This is a genomic window from Mycobacterium sp. NGS64 (assembly GCF_059812245.1).
Genome location: NZ_JCALCI010000002.1, coordinates 361,068 through 383,912 on the forward strand (window position 1 = coordinate 361,068; position 22,845 = coordinate 383,912).

26 protein-coding genes, 1 tRNA gene and 1 pseudogene are annotated in these 22,845 nt (G+C 67.0%); 8 read left to right on the top strand and 20 right to left on the bottom strand.

What is annotated here, in order from left to right:
* Nucleotide 1: 1 nt before the first annotated feature.
* From AC5Y4S_RS10035 to AC5Y4S_RS10075, 9 genes are all read right to left on the bottom strand, one after another.
* Nucleotides 2-424, bottom strand: coding sequence for a phage terminase small subunit (locus AC5Y4S_RS10035; protein WP_500032453.1), 423 nt, complete (start codon nucleotides 422-424; stop codon nucleotides 2-4).
* A gap of 411 nt (nucleotides 425-835) precedes the next feature.
* On the bottom strand, nucleotides 836-1,531 hold the full coding sequence (locus tag AC5Y4S_RS10040; RefSeq protein WP_500032454.1) for a hypothetical protein: 696 nt from the start codon (nucleotides 1,529-1,531) through the stop codon (nucleotides 836-838).
* Nucleotides 1,532-1,545: 14 nt separating this feature from the next.
* Nucleotides 1,546-1,761, bottom strand: coding sequence for a hypothetical protein (locus tag AC5Y4S_RS10045; protein WP_500032455.1), 216 nt, complete (start codon nucleotides 1,759-1,761; stop codon nucleotides 1,546-1,548).
* A gap of 11 nt (nucleotides 1,762-1,772) precedes the next feature.
* Complete coding sequence (locus AC5Y4S_RS10050) at nucleotides 1,773-2,180, bottom strand: helix-turn-helix domain-containing protein (protein ID WP_500032456.1); 408 nt, start codon at nucleotides 2,178-2,180, stop codon at nucleotides 1,773-1,775.
* The gene (locus AC5Y4S_RS10055) at nucleotides 2,180-2,359 is read right to left on the bottom strand and encodes a hypothetical protein (RefSeq protein ID WP_500032457.1); all 180 of its coding nucleotides are present in this window, start codon (nucleotides 2,357-2,359) and stop codon (nucleotides 2,180-2,182) included. The genes AC5Y4S_RS10050 and AC5Y4S_RS10055 overlap by 1 nt, the downstream gene beginning before the upstream one ends.
* A 3-nt stretch (nucleotides 2,360-2,362) precedes the next feature.
* The gene (locus AC5Y4S_RS10060) at nucleotides 2,363-2,977 is read right to left on the bottom strand and encodes a hypothetical protein (RefSeq protein WP_500032458.1); all 615 of its coding nucleotides are present in this window, start codon (nucleotides 2,975-2,977) and stop codon (nucleotides 2,363-2,365) included.
* 157 nt (nucleotides 2,978-3,134) lie between these two features.
* Nucleotides 3,135-3,302 carry a hypothetical protein gene (locus AC5Y4S_RS10065; protein WP_500032459.1) on the bottom strand — a complete coding sequence of 56 codons (168 nt, stop codon included), beginning with the start codon at nucleotides 3,300-3,302 and terminating at the stop codon, nucleotides 3,135-3,137.
* Nucleotides 3,303-3,362: 60 nt separating this feature from the next.
* Entirely contained in the window at nucleotides 3,363-4,463 is a 1,101-nt protein-coding gene (locus tag AC5Y4S_RS10070; RefSeq protein ID WP_500032460.1) for an AAA family ATPase, read from the bottom strand.
* A 427-nt stretch (nucleotides 4,464-4,890) separates the two neighbouring features.
* Nucleotides 4,891-5,130 (bottom strand): helix-turn-helix domain-containing protein, encoded by a 240-nt coding sequence (locus AC5Y4S_RS10075; RefSeq protein ID WP_500032461.1) that lies wholly within the window; start codon nucleotides 5,128-5,130, stop codon nucleotides 4,891-4,893.
* A 128-nt stretch (nucleotides 5,131-5,258) separates the two neighbouring features.
* Here AC5Y4S_RS10075 and AC5Y4S_RS10080 point away from each other — a divergent pair, with 128 nt between their 5' ends.
* Entirely contained in the window at nucleotides 5,259-5,747 is a 489-nt protein-coding gene (locus AC5Y4S_RS10080; protein WP_500032462.1) for a helix-turn-helix domain-containing protein, read from the top strand.
* Nucleotides 5,731-6,882 (top strand): site-specific integrase, encoded by a 1,152-nt coding sequence (locus tag AC5Y4S_RS10085; RefSeq protein ID WP_500032463.1) that lies wholly within the window; start codon nucleotides 5,731-5,733, stop codon nucleotides 6,880-6,882. The genes AC5Y4S_RS10080 and AC5Y4S_RS10085 overlap by 17 nt, the downstream gene beginning before the upstream one ends.
* 53 nt (nucleotides 6,883-6,935) lie before the next feature.
* Here AC5Y4S_RS10085 and AC5Y4S_RS10090 read toward each other — a convergent pair.
* A tRNA-Leu gene (locus tag AC5Y4S_RS10090) sits at nucleotides 6,936-7,019 on the bottom strand.
* A 71-nt stretch (nucleotides 7,020-7,090) separates the two neighbouring features.
* On the opposite strand from AC5Y4S_RS10090, the gene AC5Y4S_RS10095 reads away from it, so the two are divergent.
* Entirely contained in the window at nucleotides 7,091-7,471 is a 381-nt protein-coding gene (locus AC5Y4S_RS10095; RefSeq protein WP_500032464.1) for a hypothetical protein, read from the top strand.
* On the top strand, nucleotides 7,468-7,809 hold the full coding sequence (locus AC5Y4S_RS10100; RefSeq protein WP_500032465.1) for a DUF3817 domain-containing protein: 342 nt from the start codon (nucleotides 7,468-7,470) through the stop codon (nucleotides 7,807-7,809). The genes AC5Y4S_RS10095 and AC5Y4S_RS10100 overlap by 4 nt, the downstream gene beginning before the upstream one ends.
* Before the next feature lie 152 nt (nucleotides 7,810-7,961).
* Here the strand turns inward: AC5Y4S_RS10100 and rdgB are convergent, their stop codons facing one another.
* Nucleotides 7,962-8,564 (bottom strand): RdgB/HAM1 family non-canonical purine NTP pyrophosphatase, encoded by a 603-nt coding sequence (gene rdgB, locus AC5Y4S_RS10105; RefSeq protein WP_500032466.1) that lies wholly within the window; start codon nucleotides 8,562-8,564, stop codon nucleotides 7,962-7,964.
* Nucleotides 8,565-8,702: 138 nt separating this feature from the next.
* On the opposite strand from rdgB, the gene AC5Y4S_RS10110 reads away from it, so the two are divergent.
* Nucleotides 8,703-9,146, top strand: coding sequence for a nitroreductase family deazaflavin-dependent oxidoreductase (locus AC5Y4S_RS10110; RefSeq protein WP_500033282.1), 444 nt, complete (start codon nucleotides 8,703-8,705; stop codon nucleotides 9,144-9,146).
* Between the two features lie 150 nt (nucleotides 9,147-9,296).
* Here the strand turns inward: AC5Y4S_RS10110 and rph are convergent, their stop codons facing one another.
* The 8 genes and pseudogenes from rph to clpS form a co-directional block, all read right to left on the bottom strand.
* Entirely contained in the window at nucleotides 9,297-10,076 is a 780-nt protein-coding gene (rph, locus tag AC5Y4S_RS10115) for a ribonuclease PH (RefSeq protein ID WP_500032467.1), read from the bottom strand.
* Between the two features lie 27 nt (nucleotides 10,077-10,103).
* A complete protein-coding gene (locus AC5Y4S_RS10120; protein WP_068137154.1) occupies nucleotides 10,104-10,886 on the bottom strand; it encodes a cyclic nucleotide-degrading phosphodiesterase in 783 nt (260 codons plus the stop codon).
* A gap of 71 nt (nucleotides 10,887-10,957) precedes the next feature.
* Complete coding sequence (gene murI, locus AC5Y4S_RS10125; protein ID WP_068107585.1) at nucleotides 10,958-11,773, bottom strand: glutamate racemase; 816 nt, start codon at nucleotides 11,771-11,773, stop codon at nucleotides 10,958-10,960.
* Entirely contained in the window at nucleotides 11,770-12,438 is a 669-nt protein-coding gene (locus tag AC5Y4S_RS10130; RefSeq protein ID WP_500032468.1) for a rhomboid family intramembrane serine protease, read from the bottom strand. Before AC5Y4S_RS10130 ends, murI begins: the two co-directional genes overlap by 4 nt.
* Nucleotides 12,439-12,486: 48 nt before the next feature.
* Nucleotides 12,487-12,555: pseudogene (locus AC5Y4S_RS10135) on the bottom strand (hypothetical protein); the annotation flags it as partial.
* 33 nt (nucleotides 12,556-12,588) lie between these two features.
* Nucleotides 12,589-13,629 (bottom strand): P1 family peptidase, encoded by a 1,041-nt coding sequence (locus AC5Y4S_RS10140; protein WP_500032469.1) that lies wholly within the window; start codon nucleotides 13,627-13,629, stop codon nucleotides 12,589-12,591.
* Nucleotides 13,626-14,210: an oxidative stress transcriptional regulator AosR gene (gene aosR, locus AC5Y4S_RS10145; RefSeq protein ID WP_500032470.1), complete on the bottom strand. Its 585-nt coding sequence runs from the start codon at nucleotides 14,208-14,210 to the stop codon at nucleotides 13,626-13,628. The genes AC5Y4S_RS10140 and aosR overlap by 4 nt, the downstream gene beginning before the upstream one ends.
* 25 nt (nucleotides 14,211-14,235) lie before the next feature.
* Nucleotides 14,236-14,541, bottom strand: a complete 306-nt coding sequence (gene clpS, locus AC5Y4S_RS10150; protein ID WP_066928670.1) for an ATP-dependent Clp protease adapter ClpS — start codon at nucleotides 14,539-14,541, stop codon at nucleotides 14,236-14,238.
* A gap of 55 nt (nucleotides 14,542-14,596) precedes the next feature.
* Here clpS and AC5Y4S_RS10155 point away from each other — a divergent pair, with 55 nt between their 5' ends.
* On the top strand, nucleotides 14,597-15,895 hold the full coding sequence (locus AC5Y4S_RS10155; RefSeq protein WP_500032471.1) for a nicotinate phosphoribosyltransferase: 1,299 nt from the start codon (nucleotides 14,597-14,599) through the stop codon (nucleotides 15,893-15,895).
* 10 nt (nucleotides 15,896-15,905) lie between these two features.
* Nucleotides 15,906-17,912, top strand: a complete 2,007-nt coding sequence (locus AC5Y4S_RS10160; RefSeq protein WP_500032472.1) for an ATP-dependent DNA helicase — start codon at nucleotides 15,906-15,908, stop codon at nucleotides 17,910-17,912.
* Here AC5Y4S_RS10160 and glgP read toward each other — a convergent pair.
* On the bottom strand, nucleotides 17,896-20,523 hold the full coding sequence (gene glgP, locus AC5Y4S_RS10165) for an alpha-glucan family phosphorylase (protein ID WP_500032473.1): 2,628 nt from the start codon (nucleotides 20,521-20,523) through the stop codon (nucleotides 17,896-17,898). The two genes, AC5Y4S_RS10160 and glgP, sit on opposite strands and share 17 nt — an antisense overlap.
* Nucleotides 20,524-20,745: 222 nt before the next feature.
* Between glgP and AC5Y4S_RS10170 the strand changes: the two genes are divergently transcribed.
* Entirely contained in the window at nucleotides 20,746-22,839 is a 2,094-nt protein-coding gene (locus AC5Y4S_RS10170; protein ID WP_500032474.1) for an alpha-1,4-glucan--maltose-1-phosphate maltosyltransferase, read from the top strand.
* The last annotated feature ends 6 nt before the right edge of the window (nucleotides 22,840-22,845 follow it).

The window sequence follows — 22,845 nt, forward strand, 5'->3', positions numbered from 1 at the left end:
ATCAAAGATCCCGAAAGTCATCGATGCGCGACACCGTCGCCGGCACCTGATTCTCGGGCGCCGGGTCGACATACCTGATCCGTTGAGCTAGCCGCGCATCGCTCGTCATACCCAAAACTCTTTGCCGAGCCCGCAGCTCAGCCGCCAACTTCGGCACACCGTCATGCACCATCGCGGCAATATCCATGGTGTCGAACGTGAACTCCCACTCCGCCGGCCCCCACAACTTGCAGTGCGGCATCGATGACAACGCCCTCCACGTCTGGCGATCGCGAGATGACCACGAACGGCCGTTTATCCGCCGCTGCGGGAGCTTCGGCGCACCGGTAAACGGCACATTCGGTACCTCAGTCCAGTCATGGACCGGCTTATGCCGAGTAACCGCCTGACCAGCAGGTTTCGGCCTCCGACCCCGCAGCGCCACCTACACCACCGCCCCATTTGCTGACGGTATTTGGCGTGCAAAATTCGCTTTGCTGAAAAGTTCCGAAATCTGCACGCGGACCGGGGCGCTATGCCAACCGGCGAGGCCGTTGGGGGTGGTGGAGGGTGCTCCCCCCAGGGGTGCGGACGGTGACCGGTCTGACCTGCGGTGATGCTGTACGTCGCGCGGCCGATTAACGTGGCTGTGCTCGGATGCAGCTGCATTCGCCCGAGCGATGCCCTGAGATCGAGTTAGCTGGTGGCTACGTCTAGTGGTTGCTGGGCATGCATATTGGTGCGGCGGCCACGGCGCAGGTACCGGCTCCGGCAAGTGCTGCAGTTGCCCTCCTGGCCGGTCCTTCCGCCTGAAAGTAGGAAAGACGGTTGACGCCGCGCCGCCGCCGATCATGGGTTAACTCGCGTTCCACGCGCCGGCGTTGGTGTTGCCTAGGGCGCACGCCACGACCTCGTGATCCTGAAGTGGTCGCAGGATGTCGGGCTTGAGTGCGCCTACTCGCCATGCGGTTGTGATGTCCGCGCCGGTCATCTTGCGGGTGGCGCATGTCCAAAGCCGCTGCACCGCGTCGGCGCTTGATGGGTACGCGTTCGCGAATGCATTGATGGTGCCAGGATCTTGGTTGCTGATTGCCTTCTCGGCGATAGCGCGGGCCAGTACATCGTCGCCGCTTAACACGGCTTGGTCGAGCAACCGTTGTAACTTGATGCTGTCGTTCTCATCTGCGACTCGTTCCCCGGCGTCCCGGCGGCTGATGACAAGGGTGGCCGGATCTCCCGGTAGTCCGGCAGTTCCGAGTACCGCGGCCGCATCAGCCTTGTATTGGCGCGATGCGACGTTGGCTGCGCCGGCGAGATCGTTCGACAGTTCGGTTATCACGTTGATGTACTTGCGGGCTGCAGCTTGTCGTTTGCCGGCGTCCGAAAGGTTCGGATTATTGAGGATGGCGTCGTAGTCCGAGCTTGACTCCGCGGCCGTCAGTGCTGGGTCGGCGTCGTCCGAGCAGCCGAGCTGTTGCAAGGCTTTCAGCGCGTTATTGCAGGCAGTAACCGCTGCGGTCAAGTCCGCGCCAGCGGCGTAATCGATAGTCATCTGTGGATGTCTCCTTAGCTGCCGAAGAAGGCTGCGTCTGCTGGGCTGTTTATCGGTGGTGTTGCGCGGGTGTGGTTTAGCCGGCCGATGAGGCTGAGAGCGACTGCGGCGAGCCTGTTCTCGGCCTCGTAGAACAGCATGTCGCCGGGGTGCTCGGCGGTCAGGGCGCGCAATTTGCCGTGCGCGCGCTGCACGGCATCGACCGCGGCCTCGAGGTTATCGTTTGCCATGTTGCCCTTCTCTACATTCGTGCCGCAGCGAACGCGGCGAGGTCCTCGCGGGTGATTCGGTATCGCCCATCCAACTGCGTTGCTTTCAAACGGTTTTCGCGGATCGCCTTGCGCACTGCCGTATCGCTGATCCCGAGAACCTCTGCTGCGGTGGTGGTGCTGACCGTGTTCAGTTGTTGTGATTTGCAGTGTTGCGCAGGTTCCGGCTTCGGCGCCACAACTGTTCCGCTACCGGAACTTTCGTGTTTGAGTGCCACGAGTCTTATCGCCAACAAGACCTCGTACAGCTGGCGATCTTGCCCGCGTACCTGCGCCCGCACCCTGTCCAGGCAAAGCCGGTTTAGCTCGGCACAGATCCAGCCGTCCAACACCGCGACATGCCCGTCACCGTGTACGAAATACTCCGCAGTCCGCAGCATCAGGGACAGTTTCCTTCGGAATCGTCCGCCGCAAGGATCGCCTTCAGCCGCGCCCTCTCAGCTTCGAGCTGCTCGATGTCACTGGATACAGCGCCGATGGTGGACTGCAAAACATCACGTCCGAGGCGCAACCAATAGAGTTCGTCGGCGCCTTCACCGGGTGTGGTCACGATGCCCACCGGTCACACCTCAGGGTCTAAGGCGGTAGCGCCGATGTCAAAATTGTCGATCGGCTTCACGCCCATCTCATTTAGATCCCTGTTCATCTCGCTGATCTCGCTGACCCGGCCGTTCCAAGCCTTCGCGCGCGCTTCGGCCAGCCTCACTCGCTCCTCGTAATTCGAAGCGGTTTGCTCGATTTCCCACAACAGTTGAGGAACCACTAGGCCGGCGATTGTCGAGAGCGCCGACGTGGCGATGAGGAAGGCCAGCCCGGTGTCGCCGTTCACAGTGGACAACAGGCGCGACATGACGGTGTCGATCTGGTCGAAGTCGTCGCCGCAGTCAAGGAGATCGAAACATAGGCGGGCGCCCCACAGTTCCTTTGCGGTGATGTTCGGAAGCGCCAGTGTCGTGGTGCCGTCGACGCTAGGAATCGACGTCACCTGGCCGTCGAAGGGCTCCTCGATGAGCGCCCAGCCGCGTGCTTCTTCGGCGTCGGATCTGGCTTTGGCTAACCGTTCCGGCTGCTCGTCACGGGCTCGCTCGATGTCATCGATGCGCCGGCGCAGGATCTTGGACGCTGACTGCACTGTGGCGTCGAGGTCGTCGGCGTTGTTCTGGTTGGTGGTGGTCATGCGGTTCTCTCCTATCGGGCATTGGTAATTCGGTATTGATGTACTTCGCGGCCGGGCAATGGTTCTCCGAGCCGGATGGTGTTGGTGCAGGGTTCTCCTGGTGGTGCGCCGCACATCCCGCAGCTAGTTTCAAGCGCGGCTTGGACGCGAGCGGGCGTCATGACAGGTCCCGTTTGAGCTGGCTGTAGAAGGGGCAGGTCTCGTCGTGGGCGACCTGGGCATCGCAGCGACCGGGCGCTATCTCGATGATGGTGACTTCGCTGTCGCAGTCGGGGCAGCTGGCCGCCTGATGGATATCGGCCGGCGACGTTAAGTCTCGGTGCATTAAGCGAAGTCGGGCCTTGCGCGGTAACTGGTTGCGCCGGCGTTCTGCGCGGTTCACAGCTCAGCTCCGGTCGCCGGTCATGCAGCACTCGATGCAAGAGCCGCAGCCGCACGAAGAACCCGTGTCCGAAGTGTCCGTTTGTCCGAATAACGGGCTTTCGGACACACCGGACACTTCGGACACGGTTGTATAAAGACCGCGTCCGACACGCGTTAGGACCCCATCTTCTGCAAGTCTTCGCAGGTAGCGGCCAACTGTGTCGTTATCGATGCCCGTCTTTTCGGACACTTCAGCCGGCGACACTGGTTTCGAGCTCGCCGCGACAACGGAGACGATCTCCACGCTTCTGTCCGAACGAGTGTCCGAAAGGCGACGGCGTTGGGCGGACTCGGACGCCGCGGCCAGGTTAGCGCCGTCGAGTTCCCAGACGCCTTTGTCGATCCGCAACGCGTATTCGGCTTCGGCGACGTCGCGTCCGGTGACCGCCAGTAACGCCTCGTCACTGTGACGTTTACGAGACAGCACAAGCACAAAGTCTGCGGAGCCTGCGACGCCAGCACTGCCGGAAACGGAGTCGACGAAATCGGCGCTTTCCTGCTTCCTGGTGTGGTGCACGATGAGCAGCGTTGCGCCAGGGACCGTGTCGATAACGTTCTTGAGCTGGGTTCCGATCGCGTAATCCCATGCGTACATGTCGGTGCCAGGCGGCCGCGGTGGTCGGGCTTTACCCAACGTGTCCAAGATGATTAGTGGCTTTTCGTCGGCATGCCGTTGCAGGAACTCCAAGATCATCGGAATGACTTCAGCCGGCTTGGCTTTCGTGATGAAGTGGATGCCGCCCGGTAGCGGCTGGCCGCACATGAGGCGCCTGGATCGAGACTGGAGGCGGCGCTGTCCGTCCTCCAATGCCAGGTACAGCACGGGACGCGGCTCCACGCTAATGCGACCGAAGGCTATACCGCCTGTGGCGCAGGCTAATCCGATCCCGCACACCATCCAGCTTTTGCCGGCCTTGGGCGGTGAAACGAGCAATCCGAAGCCCTCGGGGATGATGTCGGGGATGGCGTACACGAGCGGCGGGAAGTGCTGGGCGTCAAGCCATTCACCGTCGAACATGCCGGCCAGGACGTCGATATCGCCGTTTCCGTCTGCGTTGCTCATGCGACTACCCCGCCGCATGCATCGTGCAGCAGCTCGGCGAGGTCACGGTCGTGCCCGCCGCGACGCCACAATGCACGCCTGACTTCCAATGGAAGCAACGGAATCTGACCCGTTTCCAGCACGTGCTCGGCGGCGTCGCGCCACCCGTCCAGGGCGTGCTCTGACAAACGCGGGCGCGTGCACTTGCAACTCAACGGATCCGAGTGCGGTCCACGCGGGCATCCGCAGTCGAGCGGCGTGACTCGTTTGGCACTTTGTCGGCGGCGGTTGAGCTGGCTCGCCAAATCCTGCGGAGCTGCCCAGCCGCGCTGCAGGCGGCAGACGTGCCGAGCGCGCGGTACAGTGTCATTACTTGCTGTTTTCGGAGATGCCGCCCCGTTGGCCGCGGGGCGGTTTCTGTTTTCCGGCGGACCGTTTCTGCTCTCGGTCACGCGCCGTCACCGCCTACGCGAACTACTCCGCGCGGGTCATCCGTGCGCCGGCAGCGGTTCCGATCGAGGTACGCCGCGACGTCATTGCGGCTGTACAGCACCTTTTTGCCGTGCTTTACGAACGGCACGCCGCGGCCGAGATAACGGTCCTGGGCGAGGCTGTTGGTGGTGGTTCGCATGAATTGAGCCAGCTCTGCGGGAGTGATGAGGTCCGGCAGGGCATCGAGTGTGAACATCAAGCTTGCTCCATCTTTGATCGCACTTAGGCGATGGTTGATCGCTTGAGTTACATCTTTATCATTTACCGCGGGTGGAATCAAGTAAGCACTTGAATCTCTATCTTTGATCGCGTACGGTAGCCAACGTGGCAGGCAAGAAATCAGACTTAGGGGCGACCGGCACTAACCTGACCCACACGGTTCGCAACCTTCGAGGGAATCTGAGCTACGCCGAGTTGAGTCGCCGGCTGGCCGACATCGGCCGCGAAATACCGCCGCTGGGCTTGCGACGTATCGAGTCCGGGGAACGTCGTGTCGACGCCGACGACTTGATGGCTTTAGCTGTGGCTCTTGGAGTTTCGCCGATATCGCTACTCATGCCAGCGAGCGAAACCGGCGAAGATATGGTTGCGGCAACCGGCGTGAAAGGCGAAGTAGAAGCTCGTCGACTGTGGGGCTGGCTGCAGGCAAATAGGCAGCTGCGCGACGGTGACTATAGCGAGTTCTTGACGTTTGTTGCGCGAGCGCTCCCGTCTTGGCGACATCGTGAGGTCGTACTCGTGGAGTTGGGCCTTGGGCCGACTCTGACCAGGTTGGTGCGCGATCGGAACGAAGACGATGGCGACGATCAGTAAGTACGAAACCTCAAACGGCACAACTCTTTACAGGGTTCGGTACCGGACGCCCGACCGGGGCGAAACACAAAAGCGCGGCTTCCGAACAAAGCGTGATGCCGAGCAGTTCGCCAACAGTGTCGAGGTCGACATGATGGCCGGCCAGTACGTCAAGCCATCGTTGGGTCGGATCACTGTTGGCGAGCTGTCAGGCGACTGGCTTGTGCGCAAGCAACAGGCAACTGCGCCAGCGCACTACCGAACGCTTGAGTCTGCGTATCGCGTTCATGTGGCGCCGCGGTGGGGGTCGGTCAGTGTGGCCGACGTCGACACGCTCGGCGTGGAGGCGTGGATCGCCGCCATGGGCCGTGACGGCAGTGGCGCCACAACGGTGCTGCGCGCTCAAGGCGTGCTGTCGGGGATTCTCGCCGATGCGGTGAAGGCGAAGCGGCTGGCGGCTAACCCTTGCAAGGGAATCGAGAATCTCCCGCGCAAGATCGCGCGGCGCCACGTTTACCTGTCGGCCGATGACGTGCAACGGCTGGCCGATGAGGCAGGCGAGTACCGGCCATTGGTGTTGGTGTTGGCCTATACCGGGATCAGGTGGGGCGAAGCTATTGGCCTGCGGGTGGCCGATGTGGAGTTTCTGCGGCGCCGGCTCACCGTTTCGGAGAATGCCGTCCAGATTGGCACCAAGCATGCCGTCGGTCCTACGAAGGGTCGGCAGGCGCGGTCGGTTCCGGTGCCGGAGTTTGTGCTCAACGAATTGTCGCGCCAGTGCAAGGGGAAGGCTCCGGGCGAGCTCGTTTTTCCGGGCCGCGATGGCGGGTATTTGCAGCGGCCGAAGTCTTCGACGGGTTGGTTTCAGGCGGCTGTGAAGCGGGCGAAGGTGCAGAAGGTCACCCCACACGATCTTCGGCACACGTGCGCGTCCCTGGCGGTCTCGGCCGGGGTGAACGTCCTTGCGTTGCAACGCATGCTCGGCCACAAGTCGGCCAAGATCACCCTCGACACCTATGCGGACTTGTTCGACGACGACCTGGATGCCGTGGCGATCAGTCTGCACGCCCGGTACTCCACTCGGGATAACTGTGACTCGCCGAAGTTACTCGCAAGTTGTGGCCAAAATGCGGCCACGGACCGGCCACAGAGTTAGCTAGCAAACATGAAAACCACTGTCTACCAGCGTGAATGCACCCACCGCATCGGTGCGGGCGGAGGGACTCGAACCCTCAAGCTCTTTCGAGCAATGGCACCTAAAACCATCGCGTCTGCCAATTTCGCCACGCCCGCGGCGGAGCCGATCGTACCGCGCTGCTTCGACGAATTCGTCGGGCCGAAATCGTGAGCGGTACGTTCAAGGGGTGCCGACTACCCGCCGTCGCAGGCCCGCGCTGATCGCTTTGGTGATCGTCGCGGCGTGTGGCTGCATGGCCCTGGGCTGGTGGCAGTGGACGAGGTTTCAGTCGGTCTCTGGCACCTACCAGAACCTGGGCTACGCGCTGCAGTGGCCGCTGTTCGCCTGGTTCTGCGTCTACGCCTACCGCAAGTTCGTGCGCTACGAGGAGGAGCCGCCGCAAGCGCCCAACAGCGCCGAGATGACCGAGATACCCGCGGGCCTGCTGCCCGAGCGGCCCAAGCCGGCGCAGCCACCGACCGACGATCCCGCGCTGCGGGAGTACAACGCCTACCTCGCCGAGCTCGCCCAGAAAGACGCCCAGAAGGAGAACAGGACCACCGCATGAGCACGCCCGAGACACCCGCGCCCGCCTTCCCCGAAGAGAAGATCCGCACCGCGTTGCTCGCGTACCGGGTGATGGCCTGGACGACGGGTCTCTGGCTCATCGCGTTGTGCTATGAGATCGTCTCGCACCTGGCATTCCACCACGAGATCCGTTGGATCGAGGTGGTACACGGCTGGGTCTATTTCGCCTACGTGTTGGCGGCGTTCAACCTCGCGATCAAGGTGCGCTGGCCGATCGGCAAGACCATCGGCGTGCTGTTGTCCGGGACCATCCCGCTGCTCGGCATCATCGTCGAGCACTTCCAGACGAAGGACGTCAAAGCGCGCTTCGGGCTTTAAGTCACATCTGCCACTTTCATCTCTCCCGGCGGCGACACACGTTGTGCCCGCCTCATAGCGACTCCGGTTGACGGCCTGTCGCTATGAGGCGGGCAGAAAGTCAACCGCTCCTTTGCGGAGGCTGATGTGGCGTATGTGATTACCGGCGCCGCTCAGGCGAGCGCCCCAAGCGCCGGCACCAGCAGCGCGAGCGCGCGACCGCGATGCGACACCGCGTCCTTCTCCGTCGGGCTCAACTCCGCAGCGGTGCGGTCGCTGCCGTCGGGAAGGAACACCGGGTCGTAGCCGAACCCGCCGTCGCCGCGCGCCTCCCGCGCGATCGAGCCGGGCCACTCGCCGCGGACGACGACCTCCCCGGACGCGGAGACCAGCGCGCAGGCCGATACGAACGCCGCGCCGCGCCGGTCGTCGGGAACGTCACGCAACTGCGCCAGCAGCAGCGCCGTGTTGGCCGCATCGTCGCCGTGGTTGCCGGACCAGCGCGCCGACAGCACGCCGGGCATCCCGTTCAACGCAGCCACCTCCAAGCCCGAGTCGTCGGCCACGCACGCCAGGCCCGTCGCGGCGAACCCGTCACGCGCCTTGGCCAGCGCGTTGTCCTCGAACGTCGCACCGGTTTCGGGGGCCTCGTCGACCGGCGCCACGTCGTCCAGCGAAACCAGCGTCAACCGCGACAGGCCGGCGCCGTCGAGCACCCGGCGCAGTTCCGCCAGCTTCTTGGGGTTGCGGCTGGCGACCAGCAGGCGAGTCGTCATCTATCCCCAAATATGGGTCTGGGTCGTTGCCGTTGCCACCCCGGCCACCTTACGGACTGCGAGACGGTGGGTCGGCGACGCGAGCGGCATCAAGCGGTGCAGAGGAATAGAAGGGACAACCAAGTGGCTACGCCCAGAGTGAGTCACCAACCCGATACCGAGACGCTCAGGGCGCTCAACAAAAACATCACCGACGAATTTCGTGCCAACGCAGGCAAGGTCGGCGGGCGATTCGAAGGCAACGAGCTGCTGCTACTCACTACGAAGGGCGCGAAGTCCGGCGAGCCGCGCGTCGCGCCGCTGGTGGTCTTCCGTATCGACGGCAAGCTGCTAATCGTCGCCGGTTACGGCGGCGCCGACATCAACCCGGCGTGGGTGCACAACCTGCGGGCCAACCCGCGGGCGCACGTTGAAGTCGCCACCGACTCGTTCGAGGTCGTTGCGCACGAGCTCGACTCGACCGAACGTGAGGCGATCATCCCCAAGATCAACGCGACCGTGCCTGCGTTCGCGTTCGCGAACTATCAGTCGAAGACCACGCGCACCATCCCGATATTCGAGCTGCGGCAGGATGAGTCATAACCGACCGGAATGGGTCTAGTCTTGGGCGCGGTCTCGGCGGTGGTCGAAGGCCGCGGGGCAGTTAGGCCAGGGTCACGCTAGCGACCAGCAGCCGTGATGATCGCAAGCGCGGCGGAGCCGGGCGCAGCGGGTCATCACCATCTGGCACGGTCAGCTGCCGAACGCCTTCGACGGCGTCGGTCCCTCGGGCAGCACCCCGGGGTACGGCAGCGCCAGAGCCTCAATCTGGGCGGCGAACAACTTGTCGCATGCGGCCAGCGCCACGTCCAACAGCTTGTCGAGCGTCGAGCGTGGGAACGTCGCCCCCTCGCCGGTCCCCTGGACCTCCACCAGGGTTCCGGTGTCGGTGGCCACGACATTCATGTCCACCTCGGCGCGGGAGTCCTCCTCGTAGGGCAGGTCGACCCGAATCCGGCCGTCGACAACGCCGACGCTGACGGCCGCGATGGCACACGACAGCGGGCGCGGGTCCGAAAGCTTGCCCGCCGCCGACAGGTAGGTCACCGCGTCGGCCAGGGCAACGTAGGCGCCGGTGATGGCCGCGGTGCGGGTGCCGCCGTCGGCCTGCAACACGTCGCAGTCGACGGCAATCGTGTTCTCCCCCAACGCCCGCAGGTCGATGCACGCCCGCAGCGACCGGCCGATCAGCCGGCTGATCTCCTGGGTCCGCCCGCTCGGCCGGCCCTTGACCGATTCGCGGTCGGAGCGCGTGTGGGTGGCCGACGGCAGCATCGCGTACTCGGCGGTCAGCCAGCCCAATCCCGATCCCTTGCGCCAGCGCGGCACCCCCTCGGTCACGCTGGCCGTGCACATGACCTTGGTGTGGCCGAATTCGATCAGTACCGAACCCGCCGGGTGGTCGGTGAATCCGCGGGTGATGACGACGGGGCGAAGCTCGTCGTCGAGGCGGCCGTCTTCTCGTTTGGACACCCAGTAACCCTAGCCAACGCCGGGTGGTCAGACCCTTTCGGAGCGGCGGACATCGAACGTCTCACCGCAGACGACCGCGTGCACCGGGCCGTCGAATTCGGCCTTGGCCTCGGTGATCACGTCCTCGCGCGATGTCCACGGTGGGATGTGCGTCAGCAACAGCTCGTGCACACCGGCCTGCCGCGCGACCCGGCCGGCCTCCGTGCCGGACATGTGCAGCGCGGGCGGCCGATCCGCCGCGTGTGTCCAGGAGGCCTCGCAGAGGAAGACGTCGGCGCCGCGGGCCAGCTCGACCAGCTGATCGCAGAGGCCGGTGTCGCCGCTGTAGACGAACGACGCGCCACTGGGGTCGGTGATCCGCAAGCCGTACGACTCGGTGGGGTGTGCCACGACGCGCGGCGTCACCGTAACCGCGCCGAACGTCACCGGCTCGCCGTCGACCCAGTGACGTACGTCGAAAATGTCGGAGCAGTCGTCGATCTCGCCGCCGTAGGGCGAGGACGCGGCGCCGAGCCGGGACCAGGTGTCGCCGGGGCCGTACAGCAGCGCCTTGCCGAGCGGCTTCGACGGATGGTAGCGGCGCCACACGAACAGGCCCGGCACGTCCAGGCAGTGATCGGCGTGCAGGTGTGACAACAACACGTGCACCGAACCGGGATCGGCGTAGCGCTGCAGCGCGCCCAAAACACCGCCGCCGAAGTCGAGTACCAGCGGCGGGGTATCCGGTGCCCGAAGCAGATAACCCGATGCAGGCGAATCCGGACCGGTCACGCTGCCCGAGCAGCCGAGCACGGTTATTCGCACGGACACTACTGTGCCATGCCCGATGGGGCGATGGAGAAAACATGGCCGCTTTGGTGTGACCAGAATCTCCCGGCGCGCTAGCGGGCGCGGGTTTGATGCACTGGTTGCACGCCAGTCACCGCGGGACCCAGAAACCGCGCGGCCAGTTTGGTGAAGGCCTCGGGGTCGCCGGTGGCCTCGAAGACCCTCGTGGCGGGCGGCGCGTCATGCGGGCGCAGCAGGTCGGTTTCGGTGAGGACCCGCAGCACCTCCTTGGCGGTTTCCTCGGCGCTGGACACCAGCGTGACGTTCTCGCCCATCGCCAGTTGGATCAGCCCGGACAGCAGCGGGTAGTGGGTGCAGCCGAGCACGAGGGTGTCGACCTGCGCGCGCTGCAGCGGCTCCAGGTAGCCCTCGGCGAGCCCGAGCACCTGGCGCCCGCTGGTCACCCCGCGCTCGACGAAGTCGACGAACCGCGGGCAGGCCACCGCGGTGATCTCCGTGTCCCGGGCGGCGGCGAACGCGTCCTGGTAGGCGTGCGAGTTGATCGTCGCCCGGGTGCCGATGACCCCGATGCGCCCGTTGCGGGTGGTGGCGACCGCGCGCCGCACCGCCGGCAGGATCACCTCGACGACGGGCACGTCGTAGCGCTCCCGGGCGTCGCGCAGGCAGGCCGCCGACGCCGTGTTGCAGGCGATCACCAGCGCCTTGACGCCGCGGTCGACTAGGTCGTCACCGATGGCCAGCGCGTGCGCGCGCACCTCGGAAATGGAGAGCGGGCCGTAGGGACCGTTGGCCGTGTCGCCGACGTAGATCATGTCCTCGTCGGGGAGCTGGTCGATGATTGCCCGCGCGACGGTCAGTCCCCCGACGCCGGAGTCGAAGACCCCGACGGGCGCCAACGGCGAACTCATGTCTTGGTCCGTCGCGCGACGGCTTTCTTTTCGCGGGCCTTGCGCTCCGGGGCGGAGAGCAGATAGGCCGCCACCACGCCGGCGACCGCACCGCTCAGATGGCCCTGCCAGGACACCCCGCCGCACTGGTGGAGCACTGGCATCGCGCCGAGCAGCACGCCGCCGTAGGCGAACAACACCACCAACCCGATGACGATGTCGGTGAACTTGCGCACGAATATCCCGAAGACCAGCAAAAACGTCAGCCAGCCGAAGATGAGGCCGGACGCCCCGATGTGATCCGTCGGCCCGCAAGCGCTTCCCACATTGCCGATCAGCCAGGTGCCGAAGCCGCCCAAAACCCAGACGATGACAGTGGCCCAGACGAAGCGGGACAATCCCGCCAGCGTCATCAGGAAGCCGAGCACCAGCAGCGGCACCGTGTTGGCCATCAGGTGCTGCCAGTTGGCGTGCAGAACGGGCGCGAAGATGATGCCCCAGAGGCCGTCGGTGGTGAGCGGCCTGATGCCGTTGGAATCCAGCCGGCCGCCCATCAGCTGGTCGATCAGCTCGACCAGATACAGCAGCGCCACGAAGGTGAGGATCGTGGCCCCGCCCACCACCCACTGGGGTCGCTTTTTCGACTTGGTTGCAGGTGTGCGCGGCTGGCCGACATGTCCGTTCATTGAGCGCCGCTCCTCCTCATCGCTGCGCTCTGGGTCGTCGCCGGCGCGTCATGCCCATAGCTGCCCTTCTAGAGCGTTCTCGGCATGGTCCAGGCTACCGGCATAGGCACCGGTTGATGTCGATGCGGCTCGGGTAGGTCACGGTTTCCCTCAGGCGAATGCGCCGGGCAACACGTCGCGGTAGCTCGGTATTCCGGCGACCGACTCGGCGGCAAACACCCCGACCAGCACCGCGCGGGCCAGGCAGTCGGCCGCGGCCGCACCGACCTCGGCGACCAGCCCCGTCTCGGGCAGGAAGGCGGCGGGCGGCGGCTTCGAAGCGACGGCCGGGGCCACCTCGACCGCCCCCGTCGCCAGCGCGAACACCGTATCGCCGTCCACCGGGGTGTGCGCCGGGCGGATGGTCCGGGCCAGGCCGTCCTGGGCGGCGATCGCGACGCGCCGGCACGCGGCCGGGCTCAGCGCGGCGTCGGTCGCGACCACGGCGATGGTGGTGTTCAGCGGGTGCTCGGGGCTCAGCGGCGACGGCAACTGCGCGAACGCGTCGATCTGCTCGGCCGGCGGTGGCGTCAGCGCGAACTCCCGTATCAGGTCTGCCATCCACGGCAGGCCGGTCGCCCGGTCCGCGACTTCGCCGGCGCAGTTCACCACGACGACGGCGCCGACGGTGACCCCGGACGGTAACGTCGCCGAGGCCGACCCGACGCCGCCCTTGAGCACCCCGGCCCGCGCCCCGACCCCCGCGCCGACGGTCCCGACCGCCACCTCGCCGGTCCCGGCGGCCGCGCAGGCCGCATACCCGAAATCGGCCGTCGGCCGGCGGTCCCAGCCGCCGACCGGCAGGTCGAAGATCACCGCTCCCGGCACGATGGGGACGACGCCGCCGTCCATGGCCACGCCGCGCTCGTTTTCCTCGAGCCAGCGCATGACGCCATCGGCGGCGGCCAGGCCGTAGGCACTGCCGCCGGCGAGCAACACCGCGTCGACGAACCGCACAGTGTTGGCCGGATCCAGCAGATCGGTCTCCCGGGTGCCGGGCGCGCCCCCGCGGCAATCGACGCCGCAGACCGTCCCGGGCGGCGTCAGCACGACCGTCACGCCGCAGGCCCACCCGGCGCCCAGCGACGCGTCGGGGTCGAGTCGCTGGTAGTGGCCGACGCGGATGCCCGCGACGTCGGTGATGCAGTTCATCGGGTCCCCATCAGGGCCAAAACCAGATACTCCTGCAGGACGGTCAGCCACTGGTAGACGTCGAAGTGCACGGCCAGCGGATGGTCAGCCGGCAGGCGCTCCGGGCCCTCCGGCCCGATCTCGAGCATGACCCCCAACGTCAGCCGAAGGTCGTTGACGGCCGCGATCCAGGCGTTCGCGTCGTCCTCGGTCAGCTCGAAGCGGCCGCCATCGCCCGGAACGGTGTCCAGGACCCGTTGCGCCGCAGCGCGTTTGGCCGCGATGATCTCCGGCTCGTGCAGGCTGCGCAGCGCGGCGTTGAGGCCGTCGGGCGTTTGATCGGCCGCTTGGTCGTCGAGTTCGTCCGGATTGTGGAAATCCGGCAGCAGCCGACGCAGCGTCGGATCACGTGGCGGTTCGGCATGGCCGGTCTTGATGCCGGTGATCTCCTCGAGTTCGTCTGTGGGCGAGGAAGATTCGCGTTCGTCGAGCAGGCCGATCATCGCGCTCACCAGGTTGGTGAGCAGGGCGGCCTCGTGTGAAGCCAAGGCGGACCGAAAACGGGGACCGTTGGCGGTCTCGACGCGCTTCCATTTGCGCACAAGGAGTCCCGGACTACCTGGAACCTCACCGGTCCTGCTGCAACGTCGCCCACAAACCCGCGGCGTGCAGCTTGGACACGTCGACTTCCATGGATTCCCGGCTGCCCGCCGACACCACCGCCTTGCCCTCGTTGTGCACCTGCAGCATCAACTTGGTGGCGTGCGGCTCGCTGTAGCCGAACAACTTCTGGAAGACGTACGTCACGTAGGTCATCAGGTTGACCGGGTCATCCCACACGATGGTGACCCACGGGCTGGCCGTGACGTCCACCGGAGCCGACTCGCGTTGCCCGGTAGTGCCCGGTTTCGTGGGCGCTGACGCAACAACCATGGCCCCTACGATACCGAGACACACGCCCGTCGCCGCCAGCCGTTACCGTTGCGGAATGACCGAGCCGGTCCTAGCCGGGCTACTGACTGACAAGTACGAGTTGACCATGGTGGCGGCGGCGCTGCGCGACGGCACCGCCCACCGCCGGACCACGTTCGAACTGTTCGCCCGCCGGCTCCCCGACGGGCGCCGCTACGGCGTGGTCGCCGGGACCGGCCGGCTCCTGGAAGCGTTGCCGCAGTTCAGGTTCGACGACGACGCCTGCGAATTGCTGGCCCGCTTCCTCGACCCGGACACCGTGGCTTACCTGCGCGATTTCCGGTTTGGCGGCGATATCGACGGCTACGCCGAAGGCGAGCTGTACTTCCCCGGATCGCCGGTGCTTTCGGTGCACGGCAGCTTCGCCGAATGCGTCGTTCTCGAGACGTTGGCGCTGTCGATCTTCAACCACGACACGGCGATCGCCTCGGCGGCGGCGCGCATGGTCAGCGCCGCGGGGGATCGCCCGCTGGTCGAGATGGGGTCGCGCCGAACCCACGAACAGGCGGCGGTCGCCGCGGCCCGTGCCGCCTACATCGCCGGCTTCGCCGCGTCCTCCAACCTGGAGGCGCAGCGCCGGTACGGCATTCCCGCCGAGGGCACCTCCGCGCACGCGTTCACCATGCTGCATACGCATCGGGACGGCCCGGACGAGGTCGCGGCTTTTCGCGCCCAGGTCGACGCGCTGGGCGCCGGCACCACCCTGCTGGTGGACACCTACGACGTGACGACCGGCGTGGCCAACGCGGTGGCGGCCGCCGGCACCGGGCTCGGCGCCGTCCGCATCGACTCCGGTGAGCTCGGGGTGCTCGCCCGGCAGGTGCGCGACCAGCTCGACGGGCTGGGAGCCACCCAAACCCGCATCGTGGTGTCCGGTGATCTCGACGAATTCAGCATCGCCGCGCTGCGCGCCGAGCCGATCGACAGCTACGGCGTCGGCACGTCGCTGGTCACCGGCTCGGGCGCGCCGACCGCGAGCATGGTCTACAAGCTGGTCGAGGTGGACGGCATGCCGGTGCAAAAGCGAAGCAGCCACAAGGAATCCCACGGCGGCCGCAAACAGGCGCTGCGCTTGGCACGGCCGACCGGCACCATCACCGAGGAGGTGGTCTATCCGGCGGGCCGCCCCCCGGAGACCACCGAGCCGTGCCGGGCGGTGACGACGCCGCTCGTCCGCGGCGGCGAAGCGGTGTTCGACGCGGATCTGGCCACGGCGCGGGAGCTGGTGGCCTCGGGCCTGCGCAGCCTGCCGTGGGAGGGGTTGAACCTCTCGCACGGCGAGCCCGCGATCCCGACGACCCAGATCCGGGCCTGAGAGCGAGGCCATGACCACGTCCGACGTGTCCGTGTCCGGGTTGCTCGCCGTCGCCGTGGCCGCGCTCGGCGGCAGCGAGCGCCCCGGGCAGGTCGAGATGGCCGGCGCGGTCGAGCGGGCCTTCGAGACCGGCGAGCATCTCGTCGTGCAGGCCGGCACCGGCACCGGCAAGTCGCTGGCCTACCTGGTTCCCGCGATCGTCCGCGCGGTCACCGACGAGGCGCCGGTCGTCGTGTCGACGGCGACGATCGCACTGCAGCGTCAGCTCGTCGACCGCGACCTGCCCCGGCTGGCCGACTCGCTCGCCGATGCGCTGCCGCGCCGGCCCCGCTTTGCGCTGCTGAAGGGGCGGCGAAACTACTTGTGCCTGAACAAGATCCATAACGGCGCAGCGGCCGGCGAGTCGGACGACGAGCGGCCTCAGGAAGAGCTCTTCGATCCCGTGGCGGTCAGCGCGCTGGGCCGCGACGTGCAACGCCTCACCGCCTGGGCGTCGACGACCGATTCCGGTGATCGCGACGACCTGAAGCCGGGCGTGCGGGACCGATCCTGGTCGCAGGTCAGCGTCTCGGCACGAGAATGCCTGGGCGTGGCGCGCTGCCCCTTCGGCGCCGAGTGCTTCTCCGAGCGGGCTCGCGCGGAGGCCGGCCGGGCCGATGTCGTCGTCACCAATCACGCGCTGCTGGCCATCGACGCCGTCGCGGAATCGGCGGTGCTGCCGGAGCACGCGTTGCTGGTGGTCGACGAGGCGCACGAGCTCGTCGACCGGGTGACGTCGGTGGCCACCGCCGAGCTGACGTCGGCCGGCCTCGGCGTCGCCGCGCGCCGGATCACCCGGCTGGTGGATCCCGAACTGGTGCAACGACTGGAGGCGACGACCGCCAACTTCGCCGCGGCCATCCACGACGGCACGCCGGGCCGCATCGACCGCCTCGACGACGAGATGGCGACCTATTTGACGGCGCTGCGCGACGTGGCCACCGCGGCGCGGTCGGCGATCGACACCACCAGCGACAGCAAGGCGGCGTCGGCGCGCGCCGAAGCCGTTGCGGCGCTGAGCGAAATCTCCGACACCGCGTCGCGGATCCTCACGTCGTTCACCCCGCCGATCCCGGATCGCACCGACGTGGTCTGGCTCGACCACGAGGACAACCGGGGTTCGATGCGGCCCGTCTTGCGGGTGGCGCCGCTGTCGGTCGCCGGCCTGCTGCGCACCGAGGTGTTCTCGCGTTCGACGACGGTGTTGACGTCGGCGACGCTGGCGATCGGCGGGTCCTTCGACGCGATGGCCGCCTCCTGGGGCCTGGCCGGCGGGGAGGACGGCGACGCCCCCTGGCGCGGCCTGGATGTCGGGTCGCCGTTCGACCACGCAAAGGCCGGAATCCTCTACGTGGCCGCCCATCTGCCGCCGCCGGGGCGGGACGGCACCGGCTCGGCGGAGCAGCTGAACGAGATCGCCGAGCTGATCACCGCCGCGGGCGGGCGCACCCTGGGCCTGTTCTCGTCGATGCGGGCCGCCCGGGCCGCCGCCGAGGCCATGCGCGGGCGGCTGCCGACGCCGGTGTTGTGCCAGGGCGACGACAGCACCTCGGCGCTGGTCGAGCAGTTCAGCGCCGACGAGGAGACCTCCCTGTTCGGCACGCTGTCGCTATGGCAGGGCGTCGACGTGCCGGGGCCGTCGCTGTCGCTGGTACTGATCGACCGCATCCCGTTCCCGCGGCCCGACGACCCGCTGTTGGGCGCGCGGCAGCGCGCGGTGGCCGCGCGCGGCGGCAACGGCTTCATGGCCGTCGCCGCCAACCATGCCGCGCTGCTGCTGGCCCAGGGGTCGGGCCGGCTGCTGCGCCGCGTCACCGACCGCGGCGTCGTCGCGGTCCTCGACTCGCGGATGGTGACCGCGGGCTACGGCGGCTACCTGCGCGCGTCGCTGCCGCCGTTCTGGCAGACCACCAATCCGGCGCAGGTCCGCGCCGCGCTGGAGCGGCTGCGCGCACCCGCGGCTAGCGGGCCAGGGTGACGAGACCGAGCTCGTTGCTGGCGGCCAACATGGGGTTGTTGGGCAGCACCCGCACCGTGTATCCGACCGCTCCTGCGAGCGGCAGCGGCGTGGTCGTCGAGAAGACCTGGTTGCCGCCCTCGGCGGTGCCGGTGTAGGACATCTCAACGGTGACCGGGTCCAGCAGCGCGTCGCCGGTGTCCACCCTGCCCACCAGCGCCTGGACCGTCACCTCGTCGGGCGCCAGCCCGTCCAACTGCACGGTCGCGGTCAACGTCAGCTTGGAGCCGAGCACCGGGGTGTCCGGCAGGCCGGTGCTGTCGACGTCGGTGATGGTGATCTTGGGCCATGCCTCGTGGGCGCGCCGGCGATAGACGGCCAGCTCGCGGGCCGCGTCGAATTCCGCGCCGCCGTCTTCGGCCGCCGTGGTTCTGCGCAGCGATTCCGCCGCCGGCGTGTAGTACTGCTCGACGTAATCGCGAACCATGCGGGACGCCAGCACCTTCGGGCCGAGGGTCTGCAGGGTGTGGCGCACCATCTCGATCCACCGCGGCGGGACCCCGTGTTCGTCGCGCTCGTAGAACTTCGGCGCCACCGACTGCTCCAGCAGGTTGTACAGCGCGGTGGATTCCAGGTCGTCGCGACGGGACTCGTCGGCCACGCCGTCGGCGGTCGGTATCTCCCAACCGTTTTCGCCGTCGTACCACTCGTCCCACCAGCCGTCGCGGATGGACAGGTTCAGCCCCCCATTGAGCGCGCTCTTCATTCCCGAAGTGCCGCAGGCCTCCAGGGGGCGCAATGGGTTGTTCAGCCAGACGTCGCAACCCCAATACAGCAGCCGGGCCATCGACATGTCGTAGTCGGGCAGAAACGCGATGCGGTGCCGCACCTCCGGCCGGTCGGCGAAGCGCACCACCTGCTGGATCAGCGCCTTGCCGCCATCGTCGGCCGGGTGCGATTTGCCGGCCACGATCAGCTGGATCGGCCTATCCTTGTCGAGCAGCAGTTGTTGCAGCCGATCCGGATCGCGCAGCATCAGCGTCAGTCGCTTGTAGGTCGGCACCCGCCGGGCAAACCCGACGGTGAGCACGTCGGGGTCGAAAGCCTTTGCGATCCAACCCAATTCGGCATCCGGGGCGCCACGCTCCTGCCACGAGCGGCGCAACCGCCGCCGGACATCCTCGACCAGCAGCGACCGCAGTTGGGAGCGGATCCACCACAGGTGACCGGCGTCGACCTCCTGGAGGCGCAGCCACACGCCCGGATCACCGAACGAATCCGACCCGGCCAGCTCGCGCCCCAGCTGCAACCATTGCGGCGCCGCCCAGGTGCGGGCGTGAACGCCGTTGGTGATCGAGCCGATCGGCACCTCGGCCGGATCGAATCCCGGCCACAGCTCGTTGAACATCGCCCGGCTGACCCGCCCGTGCAACAACGAGACGCCGTTGGCGCGCTGCGCCAGCCGCAGACCCATGTGGGCCATGTTGAACTTGGTCGGATCTTCCTCGGCGCCGAGCTCGAGGATCCGGGCCGTCGGCACGCCCGGCAGCAAGGTGGGCGCGCCCTTGGCCTTCGCGTCCCCGTCCGCGCCGTCGCCCAGGCCGTCGTCGAAGTACAGCCGCACCATGTCGACCGGGAACCGGTCGATGCCGGCGGGTACCGGCGTGTGGGTGGTGAACACGGTGGCCGACCGCACGACGGTCAGCGCGGTGTCGAAGTCCAGTCCCGAATCGGTGATCAGCTCGCGGATGCGTTCGGTCCCGAGGAAGCCGGCGTGCCCCTCGTTCATGTGCCACACCTCGGGGGCGGGCAGCCCCTCGATCGCGGTGAACGCGCGGATCGCCCGCACCCCGCCGATGCCGGCCAGGATCTCTTGGCGCATCCGGTGTTCCTGGTCGCCGCCGTAGAGCCGATCGGTGACGCCGCGCAGTTCGTGCTCGTTCTCGGGGACGTCGGAATCCAGCAGCAGCAGCGGAACCCTTCCCACCTGCGCGACCCAGACCCGCGCCCGCAGCTGCGCCGAGTCGGGCAGCGTCAGCTCCACCAGCACCGGATTGCGCGCGGAGTCGGTGAGCAGCCGCAGGGGCAGCCCCTGCGGGTCCAGCGCCGGGTAGGTCTCGTGCTGCCAGCCGTCCGCGGTGAGCGACTGCCGGAAGTAGCCGGAGCGGTAGTAGAGGCCCACCGCTATCAACGGGACGCCCAGATCGGACGCGGACTTCAGGTGGTCCCCGGCGAGGATCCCCAGGCCGCCCGAATAGTTGGGCAGCACCTCCGCGACGCCGAACTCCATCGAGAAGTACGCGATCGCGGCCGGCATCGCGGCACCGGCATGCTGGCGCTGCTGATACCAGAGCGGACGGCTCAGGTAATCGTTCAGGTCGGCGGAAAGCGCGTCGAGCCGGCCCAGGAATCCTTCGTCGAGCGCCAACTCGTCCAGCCGGGACGGGCTCACCGCACCGAGCAGCGCCACCGGATCGCAGCCGCAGCGCGCCCACAGCTCCGCGTCGATGGTCGCGAACAGGTCTTGGGTGGGCCTGTCCCACGACCACCGCAGGTTGGTCGAAAGCTGATCCAGCGCAGCGAGACGCTCGGGCAAATGAGCACGGACGGTAAAGCGGCGAAGGGCTTTCACACGTCATTACCTTACTGAGGATTTCGCCGCTCGCAGGTCCAGCGAGTGCTCGTTCGGATTCGCCGGTGTGTGATCGCCCACTAGGCTGGGTATCGGTTAGTGATGGGGCCGCAACGATGCGGTTCCGTTAGATGAAGTCCCACGGCAGGAAGTTTCTGAGAGGCGAGGCATTCCGCGGCGAAGCACAGCGCGGTCTCGCCACACAATCGAAACGGAGTGGTTGTGCCCGGTCGTGTCGAGATCGACAACGTCCAGCCCGTCGTCTCCTGCGGCGCGTACCCCGCCAAGGCGGTGGTCGGTGAGATGGTCCCGGTCAGTGCCGCGGTCTGGAGAGAAGGCCACGAGGCGGTCGCGGCGACCCTGGTCGTGCGCTATCACGGCCAGCGCTATCCGCAGGTCACCGAAACGCGCCGAATCAAGGCCGTTCAGGCCCCCGAACGGACCGCACCGGCGGTCGACGGCAAGGCTGCCGAGCAGCGCATCAAGCCGCTGCTGCTCCCGATGACCGAGGGCCAGGAACCCTACGTTTTCCACGGGGTGTTCACCCCCGACCGGGTCGGGCTGTGGACCTTCCGCGTCGACGGGTGGGGTGACCCGATTCACTCGTGGCGGCACGGGCTGGTCGCCAAGCTCGACGCCGGACAGGGCGCGACCGAGCTGTCCAACGATCTACTGGTGGGAGCCGCGCTGTTCGAGCGTGCCGCGACCGGTGTGCCGCGGGCGCATCGCGACCCGCTCCTCGCGGCGGCCAAGGCGCTGCGGACGCCCGGGGACCCGGTCACCCGCACCGCGCTGGCGCTGGCCCCCGAAATCGAGGAACTCCTGGCGGAATATCCATTGCGCGACCTGGTCACCCGCGGCGAGCAGTTCGGGGTGTGGGTGGACCGGCCGCTGGCCCGCTTCGGCGCCTGGTACGAAATGTTTCCGCGCTCGACGGGCGGCTGGGACAAGAATGGCAAGCCCGTGCACGGCACATTCGCCACCGCCGCCGCCCAGCTCCCCCGGATCGCGGACATGGGCTTCGACGTCGTCTACCTCCCGCCGATCCATCCGATCGGGAAGGTACATCGCAAGGGCCGCAACAACTCCCCGACGGCTGCGCCCGGCGACGTGGGATCCCCGTGGGCGATCGGCAGTGACGAGGGCGGCCACGACGCGATACACCCGGACCTGGGCACGATCGACGACTTCGACGACTTCGTCTCCGCCGCACGCGATTTGGGCATGGAGGTGGCGCTGGACCTGGCGTTGCAGTGCGCGCCCGATCATCCGTGGGCCCGCGAACACCGGCAGTGGTTCACCGAACTGCCCGATGGGACCATCGCCTACGCGGAGAACCCGCCGAAGAAGTACCAGGACATCTATCCGATCAACTTCGACAACGACCCGGCGGGTCTTTACGACGAAGTGCTGCGGGTGGTCCGGCACTGGATTGACCACGGCATCAAGTTCTTTCGGGTCGACAATCCGCACACCAAGCCGCCCGATTTCTGGGCCTGGCTGATCGGTCAGGTCAAGGACGCCGACCCCGACGTGCTCTTCCTCTCGGAGGCCTTCACGCCGCCGGCCCGGCAGTACGGCCTGGCCAAGCTCGGCTTCACGCAGTCTTACAGCTACTTCACCTGGCGCACGTCCAAATGGGAGCTCACCGAATTCGGCAACGACATCGCCGCCCTCGCCGACTTTCGCCGGCCGAACCTGTTCGTCAACACCCCCGACATCCTGCATGCGGTGCTGCAGCACCATGGCCCCGGCATGTTCGCCATCCGCGCGGTGCTGGCGGCGACCATGGGACCCGCCTGGGGCGTGTACTCCGGTTACGAGCTGTTCGAACACCGCGCGGTGCGGGAGGGCAGCGAGGAGTACCTGGACTCCGAAAAGTACGAATTGCGTCCCCGCGACTTTGCGGGTGCGCTGGCCGAAGGCCGATCACTCGAACCATTCATCAAGCGGCTCAACATGATTCGACGGCTGCATCCGGCCCTTCAGCAGCTGCGCACGATCCATTTCCATGGCGTGGACAACGACGCGGTGCTTGCCTACAGCAAGTTCGACCCGGCCACCGGCGATTGCGTGCTGGTGGTGGTGACGCTCAACGCGTTCGGGCCCGAGGAAGCGACGCTGTGGTTGGACATGGCCGCATTGGGTATGGAACCTTATGAGCGTTTTTGGGTGCGCGACGAGATCAGCGGTCAGGAATTTCAATGGGGGCAATCCAATTACATTCGCCTCGATCCCGGGCAGGCGGTCGCGCACATCATCAACATGCCGCTCATACCTTACGAATCGCGAATCACGCTGCTGCGTAGGAGGTGACGGGCT